This is a genomic window from Sphingopyxis sp. 10G20-10 (genome assembly GCF_057365075.1).
Genome location: NZ_CP195117.1, coordinates 271237 through 287909, shown reverse-complemented (window position 1 = coordinate 287909; position 16673 = coordinate 271237). Strand labels below are relative to the sequence as shown.

General features: G+C 59.7%; 16 protein-coding genes and 2 pseudogenes. 6 read left to right on the top strand and 12 right to left on the bottom strand.

All coding sequences use genetic code 11. The features are described 5' to 3' along the window. Window positions 1-377: 377 nt before the first annotated feature. The 8 genes and pseudogenes from ACR3XE_RS01370 to ACR3XE_RS01335 form a co-directional block, all read right to left on the bottom strand. The gene (locus tag ACR3XE_RS01370) at window positions 378-1322 is read right to left on the bottom strand and encodes a transglutaminase family protein (RefSeq protein WP_473699359.1); all 945 of its coding nucleotides are present in this window, start codon (window positions 1320-1322) and stop codon (window positions 378-380) included. A gap of 422 nt (window positions 1323-1744) precedes the next feature. Further along, on the bottom strand, window positions 1745-2473 hold the full coding sequence (locus tag ACR3XE_RS01365) for an RHS repeat-associated core domain-containing protein (protein ID WP_473699360.1): 729 nt from the start codon (window positions 2471-2473) through the stop codon (window positions 1745-1747). Window positions 2474-2540: 67 nt separating this feature from the next. After that, window positions 2541-3731, bottom strand: a complete 1191-nt coding sequence (locus ACR3XE_RS01360) for a tyrosine-type recombinase/integrase (RefSeq protein ID WP_473699361.1) — start codon at window positions 3729-3731, stop codon at window positions 2541-2543. After that, window positions 3728-3964: pseudogene (locus ACR3XE_RS01355) on the bottom strand (tyrosine-type recombinase/integrase); the annotation flags it as partial. The gene ACR3XE_RS01360 and the pseudogene ACR3XE_RS01355, both read right to left, overlap by 4 nt. Next, window positions 3903-4832 (bottom strand): tyrosine-type recombinase/integrase, encoded by a 930-nt coding sequence (locus tag ACR3XE_RS01350; protein ID WP_486186038.1) that lies wholly within the window; start codon window positions 4830-4832, stop codon window positions 3903-3905. The gene ACR3XE_RS01350 and the pseudogene ACR3XE_RS01355, both read right to left, overlap by 62 nt. Window positions 4833-5189: 357 nt before the next feature. Continuing rightward, window positions 5190-5663: a hypothetical protein gene (locus tag ACR3XE_RS01345; RefSeq protein WP_473699363.1), complete on the bottom strand. Its 474-nt coding sequence runs from the start codon at window positions 5661-5663 to the stop codon at window positions 5190-5192. Beyond that, the gene (locus ACR3XE_RS01340; protein ID WP_473699364.1) at window positions 5660-6616 is read right to left on the bottom strand and encodes an RHS repeat-associated core domain-containing protein; all 957 of its coding nucleotides are present in this window, start codon (window positions 6614-6616) and stop codon (window positions 5660-5662) included. Before ACR3XE_RS01340 ends, ACR3XE_RS01345 begins: the two co-directional genes overlap by 4 nt. A 77-nt stretch (window positions 6617-6693) precedes the next feature. Next, window positions 6694-7515 (bottom strand): annotated as a pseudogene (locus tag ACR3XE_RS01335) (IS5 family transposase). 965 nt (window positions 7516-8480) lie between these two features. On the opposite strand from ACR3XE_RS01335, the gene ACR3XE_RS01330 reads away from it, so the two are divergent. After that, the gene (locus tag ACR3XE_RS01330; RefSeq protein ID WP_473699365.1) at window positions 8481-8804 is read left to right on the top strand and encodes a DUF736 domain-containing protein; all 324 of its coding nucleotides are present in this window, start codon (window positions 8481-8483) and stop codon (window positions 8802-8804) included. A gap of 56 nt (window positions 8805-8860) precedes the next feature. Here ACR3XE_RS01330 and ACR3XE_RS01325 read toward each other — a convergent pair whose 3' ends face one another. Beyond that, entirely contained in the window at window positions 8861-9082 is a 222-nt protein-coding gene (locus ACR3XE_RS01325) for a helix-turn-helix transcriptional regulator (RefSeq protein WP_473699366.1), read from the bottom strand. Between the two features lie 373 nt (window positions 9083-9455). Between ACR3XE_RS01325 and ACR3XE_RS01320 the strand changes: the two genes are divergently transcribed. Next, complete coding sequence (locus tag ACR3XE_RS01320; protein ID WP_473699367.1) at window positions 9456-10376, top strand: nucleotidyltransferase and HEPN domain-containing protein; 921 nt, start codon at window positions 9456-9458, stop codon at window positions 10374-10376. Window positions 10377-10647: 271 nt separating this feature from the next. Here ACR3XE_RS01320 and ACR3XE_RS01315 read toward each other — a convergent pair whose 3' ends face one another. After that, window positions 10648-11238 carry a hypothetical protein gene (locus tag ACR3XE_RS01315; protein ID WP_473699368.1) on the bottom strand — a complete coding sequence of 197 codons (591 nt, stop codon included), beginning with the start codon at window positions 11236-11238 and terminating at the stop codon, window positions 10648-10650. Window positions 11239-11700: 462 nt separating this feature from the next. Here ACR3XE_RS01315 and ACR3XE_RS01310 point away from each other — a divergent pair, with 462 nt between their 5' ends. Genes ACR3XE_RS01310 through ACR3XE_RS01300 form a run of 3 tightly spaced genes read left to right on the top strand, consistent with a single transcriptional unit; the run spans window position 11701 to window position 12949 of the window. Next, window positions 11701-12180 (top strand): hypothetical protein, encoded by a 480-nt coding sequence (locus tag ACR3XE_RS01310; RefSeq protein WP_486185861.1) that lies wholly within the window; start codon window positions 11701-11703, stop codon window positions 12178-12180. Next, window positions 12177-12686 carry a sigma-70 family RNA polymerase sigma factor gene (locus ACR3XE_RS01305; RefSeq protein ID WP_473699370.1) on the top strand — a complete coding sequence of 170 codons (510 nt, stop codon included), beginning with the start codon at window positions 12177-12179 and terminating at the stop codon, window positions 12684-12686. Before ACR3XE_RS01310 ends, ACR3XE_RS01305 begins: the two co-directional genes overlap by 4 nt. After that, window positions 12683-12949, top strand: coding sequence for a sigma factor-like helix-turn-helix DNA-binding protein (locus tag ACR3XE_RS01300; protein ID WP_473699371.1), 267 nt, complete (start codon window positions 12683-12685; stop codon window positions 12947-12949). The genes ACR3XE_RS01305 and ACR3XE_RS01300 overlap by 4 nt, the downstream gene beginning before the upstream one ends. Here the strand turns inward: ACR3XE_RS01300 and ACR3XE_RS01295 are convergent. Together ACR3XE_RS01295 and ACR3XE_RS01290 are read right to left on the bottom strand one after the other, a co-directional pair. Further along, the gene (locus tag ACR3XE_RS01295; RefSeq protein WP_473699372.1) at window positions 12946-13182 is read right to left on the bottom strand and encodes a conjugal transfer protein TraD; all 237 of its coding nucleotides are present in this window, start codon (window positions 13180-13182) and stop codon (window positions 12946-12948) included. The two genes, ACR3XE_RS01300 and ACR3XE_RS01295, sit on opposite strands and share 4 nt — an antisense overlap. Window positions 13183-13198: 16 nt before the next feature. Next, complete coding sequence (locus tag ACR3XE_RS01290; protein WP_473699373.1) at window positions 13199-13522, bottom strand: conjugal transfer protein TraD; 324 nt, start codon at window positions 13520-13522, stop codon at window positions 13199-13201. A gap of 173 nt (window positions 13523-13695) precedes the next feature. Here ACR3XE_RS01290 and traA point away from each other — a divergent pair, with 173 nt between their 5' ends. Beyond that, a complete protein-coding gene (gene traA, locus ACR3XE_RS01285) occupies window positions 13696-16671 on the top strand; it encodes a Ti-type conjugative transfer relaxase TraA (protein ID WP_473699374.1) in 2976 nt (991 codons plus the stop codon). Window positions 16672-16673: the final 2 nt, after the last annotated feature.

Below are 16673 nucleotides of genomic sequence, written 5' to 3'. Positions count from 1 at the left end.
GAGCTCGCAGAGAGGGCAGCATGATGCGAATATGACATATTTGGAAAAGGAAGCCTAATTACTATTGCGCCCCGGCATTTAGGGCCGAAGCCGAAAACGGTTAGGCTATTGGGAGATCATTAGTATTGTGTCCCCGGAATTTATGCAGCGGGCGCTGCGTACGGTGTGCGCGAAGTTGTTTCCCATATGTGCATGGTCTGATCCACCATTACCTCGTCCGATCAATCACGGCAAAAGCACTGGTTTCAGGCGGATTTCCTAGCCCAAATCGGGCTTGAGGGGAAGAGGCGAGAACGCGATTTTGTTCTCACCAAAGCGCCGTTTGGTAACAAATAGCCATTTCAATAAGGCAAACTGCCGGTGTCGGATCGGTGATCCTATCCGCCCGAACCTTGTCCGACTTGCGGGCCAATTTGGTCAGGGGGAGCGGGCGTCCAGCCCCACGCTTCCGCCTGCTGGAAGGCGGCCGCATTCTGCTTGGCCAGCATCTGGTAGCGGGGACGCAGGGAGGGAGGAATCGCTGCCGGTGTGGGAAAGCGTTCGACGAACTCGGTGCGCATCAATTCACCATATGCCGAGCCGCGAGAGAGCACTGCGTGGATGTCTTTGGGGTAGTATTCGAGGAGCACGTCCGCGACCTCGATGGCCTCCTCATAGCGTCCCTGGCTCATCAACCATTCGGTCACTGTGCTGGCCATGACAGCGATGGTTTCGCGCTTCGTCAGCACGCCGAGATAGATACCGTTCTCGACCTGCTGATCGGTCACGCCCATGCGCTGATGATACCAGACTTCGCGGGTGGGATTGCCCCCGCTGGTCGCTTCGATGGCAAGGCTGCGGCCATTAGTCGGGTTCGTGTAGCGCACGAAAACATGGAGCGGGGCGGTCGATAGCGAGACGTTCAATCCGAGCCGTTCCGCAACGATGAGATGCAGGATCGGCATCGACACGCAGTTGCCCTTGCGCGTATCTAGGTAAGTGGAAAGCAGCTTGTTGTAGAGGTCCATTCCGTACGGGTCGGCGTGGTCGTAGGTGAACGGTCTATTCCCGTTCCATGTCCCCTCGTCGTAGATCACCTGACGGATCGCCTTGAGCGTGTCGATGTCATTGCCGCCGGCCGCGATGCGCGTCGCAGCGGCAGCAAGCTGGTCGATTTTGGCCGTCACTGAACCGCCGTCCATTTCCGGCGCCATGATGCGGTCGAAGGCCAGTTTGGCTTGCTCAAAACTCTGACTCGATTGAGGAGTCGAAAGAACAAGCCGGACCGTCTCAGAGGGATCGAGTTCGGTGCCGTAACTCGCACTCGCGCACACGAATGTCATAAACCAAGTTAATCGGACAAGAGTGCGAATCACAGTCTTTTACTTCGTGCGGTCAGGCACAAATACAAAGAAATCACCGCAAAGACCGAGGCCGATCTTACGTCCATCAACTTCAAGTGTGGCTATTTCGGCACTTCCCGATGGGTCACCGTAAACCTTCCCAAGTATTGACATCTCGCGGGGGCCTCCTGATCTCAGATCAGCTAGTTCTTGAGGGGGTAGCGAAACGCTGATGCACTTTCCTTCTGGTAGCGCTAGTTGCCCCATCCACGCGTGTTCGGCCGCTCGAGCTGTGACTAACCCTCTGACGTGGCAGGTTTTGGCGGAAGCACATTCCTCGTATGACATAGGCTTAATTGATGGCTGTGTGCTCACACAGCCGGATGCTAGGAACGGGGCGCAAACTAGAAGTATTGTGCTCTTCATCGGCAAACCATTTGTTGAGTGGTCATGCCGCGTCCGCTCCCTACGCGTTCCCAGTTCTGCATGTTCGACACCAACGCGGAGCGTTCACTAGACGAGAGCGCAGGGCCGGAAGTCTGACGGGTACGGTAAGTGTTGTTGGGAAATGCTCTAATCGTGAAACTACGAGTTTGGGTGAATTGCCCCGCGACCCTTTGATCAGACCCTCGAGCGGCACTGTGATCGGCAGGACCCGGATGCTGTTCAAGGCCATTCCCATGGCTGTGCGCAGCCATTTGGCCTGCGCCTAGTCCTGCCAGCCGTCCTCCCCGGACCACGCCTCCGCCCGGACAACGGATACGAAAGCGTTCCATCTCCCGCTCCGTCATTGTCCCGTTAACAACAATGAAAAAGTCCTCGTTCTCGCCTCGGAAATCAGCAGCGTCCTCTCGCTCAGCCGTCACAACGATTTCGCCCATTTCCTGCTCTGCCTCTGATACCGGAGCGGGGTCTGAGGGATCTTCCTCAGATTCAGGGGTTTCGATACAGTTAGGGTCGTCTGCCGCGCAGTTCCTCAAGCCTGTAGGATCGAAATTGTTGATGGGGTCATTTGCCACGTAAGCATAAAGGTTGATGTCGTCCTCATATCCCACCGGGTCTGTTTGTAGATACCTAGCATCTGCGGGGGTGGCGGTGAGACCAAACAAAACGGCCACGATAGTGCCCTTCGAAACCTTCGACTCACGCATGCCCTCGCCTCCATTTTTCCAAGGCAGAATATCAGGCTGACTTGCAAATACTATCCCGTTCTTTTCGTTATCGACTTCCGTCCATCATCTGCTCGATCATGTCCCCGATCCGCTGCCCCGCCTCGATAACGGGGCCATCATCGAGATGAGCGTAGCGCGCAGTCGTGGTGACGTGCCTGTGACCCAAGAGCTTGCCGATCATGGGGAGAGTTTCCGACCGCGCCGCCGCATGGCTGGCAAAGCTATGGCGCAGGTCGTGCAGGCGCACACCGTGCAATCCTGCTTCCCGCCGAACGTCCCTCCAAAGGCAATCGACATCGATCTGACGGTGGGTAGCCGGGTTCCAGAATAGGTCCGCTCGGTCCCTGCGGCGCGGGAGGCATTGCAGGATGGTCCAAGCGGCATCGCCCAGCCATACGGTGCGCGGCCCGGTCTTGCTGTCGGTCAGCAACAAGCGGCGGCTCTTCACCTCGCTCCAGGTCAGGCCGGTGATCTCCGATTTGCGGCAACCGGTCAGAATCAACAGGTACAGCGCCGCGCAATGCTGCGGGCGGGTATCGCGGTGCCGGTCGATGGCTTCGCCCAACCGCTCGAACTCCTGATCGGACAGGAACCGCTCGCACTTCCTGCGCCGGTTCATGCGGATCATGGCGCAGGGGTTCGAGCCTTCGGGCATGATCCCCCATTCCTCGGCCTTGTTCATCATGGCGCGCAGGATTTCGCAGGAACGGTTGGCCGCTCCGGGACCGCCGGTCTCGCTCGCGCGGTTGAACCATTCCTGCACATGGCTGTGCTCGATCTCGTCCAAGAACATTCCTGCAAAGGCGTATTGAAGGTAGTTCTGGCGATAAAGACCTTGGGTCTCCTGCGTAGACGGCTTCCAGCTGGGCGAGACCTTGCGCCAGTACGTTTCGAGGAAGTCGGCGTAGAGCGGCACCTTGCGCCGCCGCTTGCGCTTCTCGGCGGGGTTCTGCCCTACCTGTGCGCGCAGCAATACGCGCCGCGCCACATCCATCGCCTGCGCCTTGCTCAGAACCTTGGCGTTGCCGATCGTGACTGTGCGCGTCCGCCCCTGCATCGCTGCCTGCACGATGTAGATCTTGCGTCCGCTGGCGTAGTGCCGTGTTCCGAACCCCGGCAATTTGGGGGACCAGATCGTCTGCCGCAATAGGCTCCGGTCGCTGGTCTTTCCGGTCACGCCAATGCGCAGAGAGCCGAGTTCTTCGGAGACGATGGTCTGGAGAGTGAGCGCGTTCATTGACCCACTCCCACCAGACGGGCAATCGATCCCGACACCCGCTCGGCGGCGTCGGCGATGACCTCGTCGGACAAATGCGCGTAGCGCGAAGTCGTCTCGGCCAACGCATGGCCGAGAAGCTTACCGATCACCATCAGCGAGATATTGTCGCGGATTGCGGTCGAGGCGAAACTATGCCGAAGATCGTGAAGGCGAACATTCGGCAAGGCTGCATGATTGCGCAGCTTGAGCCAGAGGGTGTCGAGATTGAGCGGCCTGGCAGGGGTCGTAGCGAGACGGAAACACCAGCCCTCTACGCGGCCTCTGCGGCAAGCCTTCGACGATTTCGACTGCCTGCCGGTTCAAATAGATGATCTTCGCCCCGGTTTTGCTGTCTGGCAGCATCAGGCGCGGGGGCTGGACCCAATCCCAACGGAGGTTCTCGATCTCCCCTCGCCGCGCGCCCGTGTAGACGAGCAACCGGATCGCGCTAACTGCGAGCGGACAGTCGCCTTCAAAGTCTTCGAGCGCAGTTGCAAGCCGCGCATACTCGCGCGGAGTCAGGAAGCGCTCCATCGCTTTGCGTTTGTAGCGCGGCATTCCTCGGCAAGGGTTCGATCCGCGCGGACGCAAGCCCAGCTGCTCTGCATAGCCCATCATTACCGACAGTATCGGCAGTATCCGGTTGAACACCCCGCTGCGCTCGGCAAAGCCATCGCGCCAGAACAGAATGTCCGCCTTGACCAGCTCGTCAACATGGCGATCCCCGAACGCGGGGAGGATGTGGCGGTCAATGCCACACCGATTGCGAACCTGCGTGCTCGGCTTCCAGTGGCGCGTATAGTCGGTCCAGAAGCGCTCGGCATAGTCGCGCATCAATGGCGATTGCTTTGCCTTGGACTTACCACCACTCTTGCGCGTCGGCAGGCCGTCCAACGCAACCTCGGCCAGTTTCTGTCGCGCCAGTCGCCGCGCCTCGAATGCCGTGATCTGCTTCGCTGTGCCGAGTGAGGTTCGCCGCTGCTTGCCACGCTGGCGGAACATTACGAACCATGTCCGCCTGCCCGAAGGATGCACCCGCAACCCGAAGCCGGGCAGCTCGTTATCCCAATACTCGATCATCTGCTTGCCGGGTGCGCGGCGAGCGATATTGCCGTTCAGTTTTACGTGCCTGTCGGTCCGTCCACCCCTTCTCTCGCGCGTACTCGAAACTGCAGTGACTGATTGATTCGGGCTTGATTTTTCTGGCAGCACATGGCCATTCGTATCCATCGATTTGCTCCTCGTTTCCGAGCAACAAAATCGCGCAAACTACTGGTTAATAATTACTTTCTGCAGCCAAGCTGCGTACGGTGCGCGCCCTAGCTTCCCACATTGCGAGGGCCGATCCGGTCACTGGGCCGGGTCGTTCAACGCAGACCTCTCGCCGATAGCCAGAAGTAGGTCCCCGACTTGCGATCAGATAACAAGCCTTGCGACCTAATCAAACAAATGAGGAAAGTCGGATTTAAATTTCTTGGAAAAGATGCCATCGCATGAAGACAGGGAATACTCCGCGCCGCCAACTTCAAAGTGCGTGACCTCGTCTGATTGCTCAGTTGCCGTAGCCCGGTTCGCGGATTTACGGGAAGGCAACGAAAGGTCGAGTTGAGTTGTTTTCACTCCGCCATCGGCATTTTCAAATCGTACAATTCTACCTGTTGGATCGCCGCCAGCGATCGTCCCTCGGTCCTTCAATGGACGTGACGTTTCCGACAAGAAGAACGTTTGCTCGTCATCCTTCGATTCAAGTGGGATTAGAGTTGCGAAGTACCGGTCCTCGCCGCTGCGAACCTCGTATTGATAGGGCAGAAGCGAGGAATCACACCCAGGTGCCACATCGGTATTTCCAGGGACGCAAGCCACAGCAGTGACGAAGAAATTGAGCGCGAATAACGTCGATAGCTCTTTCATCGCTTAGGCACCTTGATACCAAAAAGAATTTTAGCAGCGTTCTTGAAACTTCGCTGGTGCGCCGGATTAAATTCACGATCGTCCGATAGGCCAACAGCTCTGCCTATTCGTCCGAACATTCCCCCTCTGTCCTCGTAAGCACTGCGCAGCTCGCGATTAGCATCGGTGGTATGAGCACCTTCGTGGATGATCGTGCGAGCTAGCCCAGTGTCATTTTGCGCAACTCCGTTCCCATACAATGTGATGCTACCGCCATCGCGCGAAGTCGCGGCATTCCAACCATTGCCCCCATCGCTTTGTTGGTAGGTAACATCCGCATTTATGAGGCCATCGGCGATCTCACCTGCCGTCGTTGTCTGGGTAATCGTATTGCCATCGCCGTCGGTAGCCTGAAGCTCCACCTCTCGTGATGGATCGACCATTAGGCGATTGACCGCGCGGGTATATACCTGATTAGCTCGATCTAAATCCTTTCCCTTGAGTTCGCCTGGGTTATCGACTTTGCAAGTGTAGCCTTTCCCGTCTGAATTGCCTTCACAACTCAATCCCGTCGGATCGACCCCGTTGATCGGATCGTTTGCGACATAGGCATAGAGATTGACCTGATCCTTATACCCGATCGGATCGGTTTGCAAAAAGCGCCCGAGCGTCGGCGAGTAGATGCGCGCTTTGTAGTAGTACATGCCGAGCTCGGGGATCCAGGCCTGCCCGGTGTACTGGAACCGGCCCAGGTTGGTCGCCGCCGGGATGCCCCATTCGTCATAACTGTTGGCGTTGATCAGATTGCCCGCATTGTCGGCCACCGCGACGATGCTGCCCTGCCAGTTGGCGCGCAGACGGCGTAGCGCGCTTGTCGCGATGCCGCTGCCTTCATACCAGACCAGCGGGTCATCGACGCTCGCGCCATGGACATAGCGGCGCAGCCTGGTGCCGGTGCTGCTATATTCCGCCACCTGCTCGTCGCCATCATAGAGGAAGCGTATGGCGGTTTAAACCTTGAGAGTCAGATTCAAAATTAACTGCTGCCCTTTCATAATCTTGCGATGCGTCGAGTGAAGAGCTGGATCGAGGCGATGAAGAGCCATGCGGTTGCCGATGCGATGGTTTGTTCCCAGTCCTTGGCGAGGCGGCGGTTTCGACCCAGCCATGCGAAGGTGCGTTCGACGACCCATCGTAGGGGCAGTATCTCGAAGCCCTTGGCGGTGTCGGAGCGCTTGATGATTTCGATGGTCCATTTGTCGATCCGGCGTAGCGCCTGCCGGAGCTTCTCCCCGGCATAGCCGCCATCGGCGAAGACATGGCGCAGCCACGGGAAGCGGCGAATGATTTCGGCCAGCACCAGTGGCGCGCCGTCGCGATCCTGGATATCGGCGGTGTGGATCACGGCATGAACGAGGTTGCCATCGGTGTCGGTGAGGATGTGGCGCTTGCGTCCCTTGATCTTCTTGCCCGCGTCATAGCCGCGAGACCCGCCACTTTCGGTGATTTTCACGCTCTGACTGTCGATCACGCCAGCACTGGGCGATGCTTCGCGGCCCACAGCCTCGCGTCCGATCAGCAACAAGGCATGATTGACCGAGAGCCACAGGCCGTTGTCGCGCCACAAGTAGAACCAGCGCTGCACCGTTGAGACTGACGGAAAGCACGGTGGCAACATCCGTCATGGCAACCCGCCGCGCAGCAAATACAGGATCGCCTCAATGATCCGCCGCAGCGGCCATTTGCGTGGTCGACCCACGAACGAAGGCGGGGGAAAGAAGGGTTCCAGCACCGCCCATTCAGTATCTGTCAAATCACTTGGCAAAGTCAGTTCGTAACGGGCATATTGCGCCCGAGTGGCGTCGGTCCACATCGCTGATCTCCTTCGGTCTGTTGCAAAACCGCAGAATCAACGACTTGGGCGTCCGTCAAAGATAACCCGCTGACACCACTCAACTTAATTTCGGATCAGGCTCTAAGGCTATTGGCCTGAACTCAGGCGGTCTCGGTGCTGGGTCATACGGACGGCAGAACAACCGCAAGTGGCATATAGTCGCCATGCCCATATGGTGAATAATCCGGGGACCGGTCCCCCCCCCCTATATTGACGCGCCGTCCCTGCGGGCAGGGGCGGTGTTGTTTGTTTGCGCGCGTCGCTGTCTGACCTGTGGCGATATGGAAGGCCGAAAGAAGAAGGGCGGCGCGAAGTGTCCTTCGCGCCGCCCTTCAACGACGAATGTATCGCAAAACATCGCCCCCCTTCTGCCAAACGGTCATGCCGGGTCGCAATCAACACCCGTTCGGCAGAAGATTATGTTGTGCTTGCTATGCCGCTCGCCAGTCTGGCAAAATTGTACAAACCCGACAAAACAGGAGCAAGGCTCTGCAATTCATCGTATTTTCGAGAGGTGCCGGGCGTTCGACTCCGGAAGGCCACCATATTATGACAGGGTAGGGGCAGGGCTGATCTGGTCTGGCAGTGCCTCAGCCTCGCTGCTAGCTAATGGGCCTCCTGCCTGATCCATATTATCCCGCGATGCTGCCTTCGACCAAGGCGCTGCGCAACGTCTCCATCCCAGCAACCGATGACCATCCCCGGCGACGGGCGAGTTGACCTGGACCGGTGCCGCGCCCCGCTAAACCATCGGGGCTGCGATTATGTCCCCGCCTGCATTGCAGGCTCCTCGCGGACCGCTGCGCTTCACATAATAGCAGCCCCTCAAGTCCTCCGCTTGCGCTGCGGCCCTGTCGGGTTCGCGGGGATCGCCTCAAGCACCGGCCCTTGGTCCGCCCATGCCGCGGGAATGGTCTCGCGGGCAAACTTCAAGGAGACGAACAATGGCAGCTATCGGTTTAGTGAACGGCACCATCGAAGAAGGATTTGTGGGCCAGTTGAAGACGCTTTCGATCCGCGCAAGCATCGAGATCCGTCCGAACCGCAGCAAGACGGGCGATGTCCAGCCTGATTACCGCGTCACTTCCGAAGGCGTCGAGATCGGCGCCGGATGGATCCGCACCGGAGAAGCTTCGGGCAAAGACTATGTGTCGCTGAGCCTCGCCGCTCCCGAGTTCGGGCCGCGTCGGCTTTATGCCAATTTGGGCCGCGCTGCCGGGCACGACGGCGAGGACGGCTATGCGCTGATCTGGAACCCCGCCGACTGAGGCGGCGACCCCGCGCCACTTCGGCGGCGCGGGGCTTTTAGTGATCGAGCTTTCGGTCAGGCCGTTTCGCGCGGAAGATCGGCGAGGGTGAAGCTGATCGGATTGTGGAGCCACACCTTGACTTCGGACTCGCGCCAGCCGCAGCAGCGCTCGGCGAGCTTAACTTGCGCCGGGAAGGTTCCGGCCTGAATCTTCCGGTAGAGTGTCGCGCGGCTGAGCCCTGTGCGGTCGAGCACGGTGTTGAGCCTGAGGAAGCGATCGGGTGCTTGGGATGCCATGGTGATATTCTCCATTTGCTGACGTGGATTGTCGCCGCAGTGAATAAGAGAATGGGAAGCCTATCGCTGCCGTCAATCCCTTGAGAATTGGGGCTTTTGCGGAGCCTCGCGGTGTGGCGCGGTGTGGCGCGGTGTGGCGCATTTTGGCGCGCCGAAGCGTAGGCAATATTATTTTTCTCGCGCGTGCGTTTTTGTCTCAATCGCGCGAAGATGAGACCGTCTGCGACCGTCGCGCCCAGATTTCTGCACGCGGGCGGCGCGATCATCATTGGAGGAGCGGCTTCACTCGCTCCCCCAATATTTTACCCGATGCAAAACGCCGACCAATCTGTTCTTGCCAAAGCGAGCGAACTACCCGAAGATTCTCCGACACATGCGCACCGATCTCGATCCTTTACCTGCCGCGAAGCAGCGCGAGCTTGAGCGCGTCGTCGAAATATTGTTCGACGAGTTCGGCCAAGCGACCGAAAATGCGACCGGGCGCCGTAAGGGTGCCCGCATCCTGAAAATCATATTGTTCGGCAGTCATGCGCGCGGCGATTGGGTCGATGCACCGCTGTCGGCGAACCAGTATAAATCCGATTATGATATCCTTGTCATCGTCAGCCAGAAGGAACTGACCGACCGCGCCGCCTATTGGGGCAGGTGCGAGGAACGGCTGATCCGCGCTTATACGATCGAGAAGACGCTCCGCACCCCGGTCAACTTTATCGTTCATTCGCTGCACGAGGTGAACGACGGGCTGGCGCACGGACGCGTCTTCTTCATGGAGGTCGCGAAGGATGGGATCGCACTTTACGAAGCGGACGATCGCGAACTGGCCAAGCCCAAACCGAAAACGCCGCAGCAGGCACTGGAGGCGGCGAAGGAATACTTCGAAGAGTGGATGCCGCTAGCGACAAGCTCGCAGAAGATATTCCTCTTTTGTCGTTCTCAGGGTGAATATCGCGACGCGGCGTTCAATCTGCATCAGGCAACCGAGCGGCTGTATGCCTGTCTCCTGCTCACTCTGACCTATTACGTACCTTACAACCATAATATCGCCTTCTTACGCTCGCTCGCCGAAGGGCTCGACCGTCGCCTTCATGGCGTGTGGCCCGAGGCCAATCGCAGTGAACGCGCGATGTTCCAGAAATTGAAAGAGGCCTACACCAAGGCCAGATATTCAAAACATTATAATATCAGCGAGGAAGAACTGGCGTGGCTCGGCGCGCGCGTTGAGGAATTGGGTCGCGTCGTACATCAGGTCTGCACCGATAAAATCGCCGAGCTTGGAGATACGACGCACGTATAGGCGTTCGAGCGGGACAGGGGTATCCCCATGCGTCGCTATTGCGGTTCACTTTTCCGCGCTTTCCGCATTCGGGACATTCGAGGTCATTCGTGTTGAAGCCTTTGTCGTGGTCGATGAAGCCTGTAACGGTGCGCTGGAACCATTCGGTCGAAAAGGGCGCATCATTCTCCGCAGTGCGCAACATGCTTGTATGTCCACTGACGCAAAGCAGCAGCGTTTCTGTGCGGTGAGTCATTCTATTCCCCTCGAATTTCAGAGCGGCGTCAGACGTTTAAAATATTGGCATCGCGTCAGGGTGATCTTGGCCAACTCGTGTTGAAATGCTGACCCGCGTCACGTGTAGCCGGGGCGCATATCGCTTTTCTGCGAAATGTCGCGCCCACTCCTTTTCATCGTCGATTGGCGCAAGGTGTAACGACAATTCAACTGGCTTTTTTGCCAACAGGCCAGTTTGGATGGCACTTGTCAGCTTAAAGACCTCATGTTCGTAGCGCACGTAAACTGCGAAATCTACGAATGGGTGCTGCCTACACTCTACGTTCACATACCCGACGAAACCCGTGTCAATCTCTGATGTTTTGCCAGTCTCGATTACGCCTTCAGCGCGAATCCTCGGAACATAGACCATGCCATGTATATGCGCGCTGCTATCAATGAATTCCTTACGGACAAGATATGACTCTTGCTCAGGCGTCGGTTCAAACGCATCGCCATTAACTTGCACCGCCTGATTAACCCCCGTTATCAAGAAACTGAGGCGTGGATATTCTCCCGTAATGGACTGCAACATTACATCAAAATCTCGCTGCTTCCACGAATGAACCATTGGCTCTGTCTGCGCAGCCTCTTTCTTGCCCCACATCGACTCTATGCTCCTTGCCTGTCGTTTCAACAATGATACGGACAATAGCTTGCTGATGGGTTGATGACGGGCATTCGCATATTCGCCGCCATCGTTTGATGCAAAATTAGGTGGCTCGGACTTTTTCTGACCGTCCTCGGTATCGCATCGATCATGTTGGGATTGATCGAGTTAGGTCACGTCCTCATTTCTGCAATTGATCGATTTCGAACGAGCAACTTTCGGGTGAAGTCCCGTCAATCTGCAGAGCTTGTCGTGATACCCCGACTCTGGCATAACCCCGCTCACGGGATGGAGCGACTGGCGGCCATCCCGAGGATTATCCTGCCAGGCATCATGTAGGTCCGACCAAAGAGGCCGGGCAGTTGCTGAACGCCGTAACGGCGCCCCAGCGGACACCGCTTGCACATCCGCGCATTTATGCGCGGACCGCTGGTGTGCGAGCTTCCCATGACTACCCCAATGTACGACGTTTACGCGCGCGAGGTCGTGATGGCGCGCGTCGGCCATCTTATCCGCCGCAAACAGCGCGAGATCGAACGCATCACGCGGATCCTGCGTGCCTGCTTCGACCCAGAACAAGTGCAAGCCCCGAAGCCGGGGCGTATCAAGCTCATCATCCTGATCGGCCCCTATGCGCGGCGAAGTTGGTATGAAGACAAGCGGACGATCGGCTTTTCCGATTACGAGTTCTGGGTCGTCGTCAACCATACGCTGTTCACCGACGAGCGCTGCTGGAGTCGCGCCCGCGATGTCATCGGACGCGAGCTCGGCGACCGCTGCGCGGTCGATCTCGAAGTCTATGCCAAGTCCGACATCCGCATCGCTAAAGCCGGGCGCGACACCTTCATCCTCGACCGGATGGAGGCAGGCATCACCCTCTATCGCGCTTCGCGCGATGCCCCTTTGTCCCCGTGCGAACGCAAGGGCGCACGGTCATGAGCGCGCCGTCACCGTTCGCGGCGTTCGAGGAGGTCTATCGAGCCGAGCATAAGCGCCTGCTGCACAAGCTCAGAAGAAGGGTCGGCGCAGATGAGGCGCCAGACCTTGCGCAGGAGGTGTTCGCCCGCCTGCTCAGCAGTGGGGCATTGGACCGCATCGAAAATCCCCAAGCCTATTTGTCGCGGATTACCCGCAATCTGTTGATTGATCGCGTGCGCCGCAAACAGCGGGGCCAACCAATCGTCTTTCCACTCGACGAAGAACGCAACGCACCGACACCGCCGGAGCAGGCATGGCGGATCGAGGCGATGGATTTACAGCGCCTCTATCGGCACACCGTTCATGCGATGCCGCCCAAGACCCGGCGCGTGTTCGTGATGCATCGGATACAGCATCTGACCTACAAGGAAATCGCCGCCGAACTTGGCATCTGCATCCAGACCGTCGAATATCATATGATGCGCGCACTGACGTTGTGCCGCGCAGCGATAGCCGCGCAAGGATGATGCGGTGGCGCATTGGGCCGCGAGGCGACCGGCGGCGCAGTTGCGCTTGTTCGGCGGCACCCGACGATGCGCGCATCGCGCGCGCCGAGGAAGCTATCGCGCGGCTTCCTGAACGCACCCGCGCGGTGTTTTTCCTGCATCGCGTCGACGACCTAAGCTACGACCGCATCGCGCAGCGGCTCGATATGGGGGTCAAGGACGTCGAGGCGCATATCGCGGCCACGCTTCGTGCCTTGCGCTGCGCGCTCAAAGACTTGGACTAGCAGTGCGACACATCGCGAGGGCGCGCTGCCACGTCCATCTTGAAGGCGCGTGCCCCCCGCCTGCGCCAGAGCGCGGAGGCATGAGCGCCATCGTCGGCACGCAGCTTGTTGGCCATCCATAGGAACGCGCCATAAAGCATGGCACGGTCGTCGTCGGTCAGATCGACAAGACCTGCTTTCACAACGAGACCGCCGAGCTCAATCAGATGGCGCGTGCGTTCGCGCCGCTTCACTTGCCAGTCCTTCGTGTCATGCCGCGCCCGCTTCGCCTGAAGGCGATTGCGCGCTTGCACCGTCCGCCGCAGCGCCGCCCGAGTCGCGGCCAGTGCCTTTGCGAGCGCGGGCGCTGCTGCCGCGAAAGAAGGCCGCGCCGCTTTTGCGCCACGCCTCCTTTCGTCCAGCGTCCGCGCCAACGGCATCAAGCAGAGCACCGGCAAGTTGTTCGATCGACAAGGTATCGGCACCGGTAGCAAGAACGAGCTCACCGAGCTGGCTCTGCTTTCGCACCTTGAGTGCCTTTGCTTTGTCGGTGAGGGCCTGGAGTTCGGCGTCATAATCGCGGGGTTTGCGCATGGTATGTCCTTCCCGTTTGCGTGGACTGGACAGCTCAGGTATCGCGAGTCTCATTCCCGTTCAAGCGCTTGAAATCTCTTGCGACTTTGTGATCCCGATCGCGATGAAATCGTGGGAGGGCGCGCTTATACGTCGTGCCGACGTATGCTTTTTGCTGTAGATGGTATGCCGTCATGGCAATCTACCACTTCTCGGCAAAAGTCATCTCGCGAGCCGTAGGCTCGTCCGCTCTTGCGGCGGCGGCCTATCGCTCGGCATCGTGCCTGCACGACGAGCGGCTCGGGCGCAGCCACGACTTTTCGAACAAGGCGGGCGTTGTTCACAGCGAAGTGTTGCTGCCCGAGAATGCGCCCGAGGAATGGAGCGACCGCGAAAAGCTGTGGAATACCGTCGAGGCCGCCGAGATCCGCAAGGATGCGCAGCTCGCCCGCGAGATCGAGTTTGCGATCCCGCGCGAGATGACCCAGCAACAGGGCGTCGAGCTCGCGCGGGATTTTGTGGTTCGCGAGTTTGTCGACCGCGGGATGGTCGCCGATCTCAATGTCCATTGGGATATCGGCGCCGACGGTCTTGCGCGACCGCACGCGCACGTCATGTTGACGATGCGCGAAGTGGCGATCGGTGATGATGGCGAAGCCGGGTTCGGCGCCAAGGTCCGCGAGTGGAACCGCACTGAGCTGCTCACCCACTGGCGCGAGGCCTGGGCCGATCATGTCAACACCCGGCTGGCCGCGCTCGATATCGACGCCCGCGTCGATCACCGCACGCTAGAGGCGCAGGGGATCGAGCTTGAACCCCAGCACAAGATCGGGCCTGCGGCCTCGCGCATGGCCGAGCAGGGGTTCGAGGTCGATCGTGCCGAAGAGCATCTGGAGATTGCGCGGGCGAACGGCGAGAAGCTGATTGCCAATCCCGCGATCGCGTTCGAGGCGATCACGCACCATCAGGCCACATTTACCGAGCGCGACCTCGCGATGTTCGTTCACCGCCACAGTGCCGGTACCGATCAATATACCGAAGTGATGTCTGCGGTGAAAGCATCGCCCGAACTGATCGCGCTCGGCAAGGACGGGCGCGGTCACGATCGGTTCACATCGCGCGCGATGATCGACACCGAGCAGCGGCTCGAGCGTGCGACCGCGACGCTCGACGCCCGCCGCAATCACGGTGTTGCCGATCGACACCGCGAGCTTGCCTTGGAGCGCGCCAGCAGTCGCGGGCTCGATCTGTCGCCCGAGCAGCGCGGCGCGTTCGAGCATGTGACGAGCGCGCGCGGCATCAGCAATGTCATCGGCTATGCCGGGACGGGGAAGAGCGCGATGCTCGGTGTCGCGCGCGAGGCTTGGGAATCTGCCGGCTACCAGGTGCAGGGCGCGGCATTGTCGGGCATCGCGGCGGAAGGCCTCGAATATGGCTCGGGTATCGGATCGCGGACGATTGCCAGCCTCGAGCATCAGTGGGCGAATGACCGAGAGCGCGTGACCAGCAAACATATCCTCGTCATCGACGAGGCCGGGATGATCGGGACGCGCCAGCTGGAACGCGTCGTGACCGAAGCGGAGAAGCAGGGCGCCAAGGTCGTGCTGGTCGGCGACCCCGAGCAGCTCCAGGCGATCGAGGCGGGTGCCGCTTTCCGTGCCGCCGCCGAGCGCCACGGTGCCGTTGAGATCACCGAAATCCGGCGTCAGCATGAAAGCTGGCAGCGCGATGCAACGCGCGAGCTTGCCACCGGACGCACTGGTGCGGCGATCGGGCGTTACGCCGAGGCGGGCCATGTTCACGCTGCCGATACCCGCGAGGCAGCGCGCGCGGAGCTGGTTGATGCGTGGGATCGTGATCGGCAGGCGCTACCGAATGCCAGCCGGATCATCCTGACCCACACCAATGATGAGGTGCGGCAGCTCAATACCGATGTGCGCAGCCGCATGCGCGCCAGCGGTGCGCTTGGCGGGGATGTCGCGATCACCGCCGAGCGCGGCGAGCGGATGTTCGCCGACGGAGACCGAATCATGTTCCTCAAGAATGAACGCGGCATGGGGGTGAAGAATGGGTCGCTTGGGACGGTTCAGAATGCCAACCCGCAGCGCATGGCGGTCAAGCTCGACGACGGGCGCAGCGTCGCCTTTGATTTGAAGAACTATGCCCATATCGATCATGGCTATGCGGCGACGATCCACAAGGCGCAGGGCATGACGGTCGATCAGGTGAAGATGCTCGCGACACCGGGGGTAGACAGTCATTCGACATATGTCGCCCTGTCCAGGCATCGCGAGCATGTCGGCCTATATTATGGGCGCGATGACTTTGCCAATCAGAGCAAACTCGTGCGCGCCGCTTCGCGCGAGCGCGGCAAGGATATGGCCAGCGATTATCGGGTTCAGCAACTGGCGGAGCCGGCCCAGCCAAAACGCGGTATGTTCGACGGGCTGAAGCTCAGCGTTTCACGCAACAAGGTGCTCGGGGAGAATGCACATGTGAGACAGCTCCCGGTCAAACTTGCTGAGGTCCGCGTCAGCGCCCGTTCGCTTGATCCCACGTCTGCGCGTTCGCCGCTCGACAAGGCGGTCGAGCGCTTTGCGCGCGTGACGAAAGAGATTGTCGATGTGCGCCGCGCTGGCGGAAAGGAACTGCCGCACGAGCTCGATAGCTACCGCAAGGCCCGTCAGGACCTGGATGCCCTGCGCCCCGGTGGTGGGAGCGATCTGCGCGAGGCGTTCGGGAAGAGCTACAAGCTTGCCAGTGAGGCATCCCAGGGACGGACGGCGGGGGCGATCGCGGCGATGGAACGGCAGGACGCGGCGCGGACCGCCGAGCGGGTGGCGGCCGAACGTGCGGCGCGCGAGCGCGTGCACCTCACCGCCGAAACGAAGAGGCTCGCCGCCGAGACCGGGAAGCGCGCCGACCTGTTCGTCGCGACGTGGAAGGCCGAAAACACGCGGGTTCGCGAGGCGCCGACCTATGCAGTTCGCGACGAGGCGCGCGCCAACCTCACGAGCATGGCGAAGAGCCTTCACCGCGATCCGCAGCTCGAGTCGCTGCTCCGCAACCGGCGTGCCGAGCTGGGCCTGAAACCTTCTGCGACAGGATCGCTGTCTTACGACCTCCAGCAATGGCTCGGCCGCTCGCGCGGGATAGGGATATCGATGTAGCC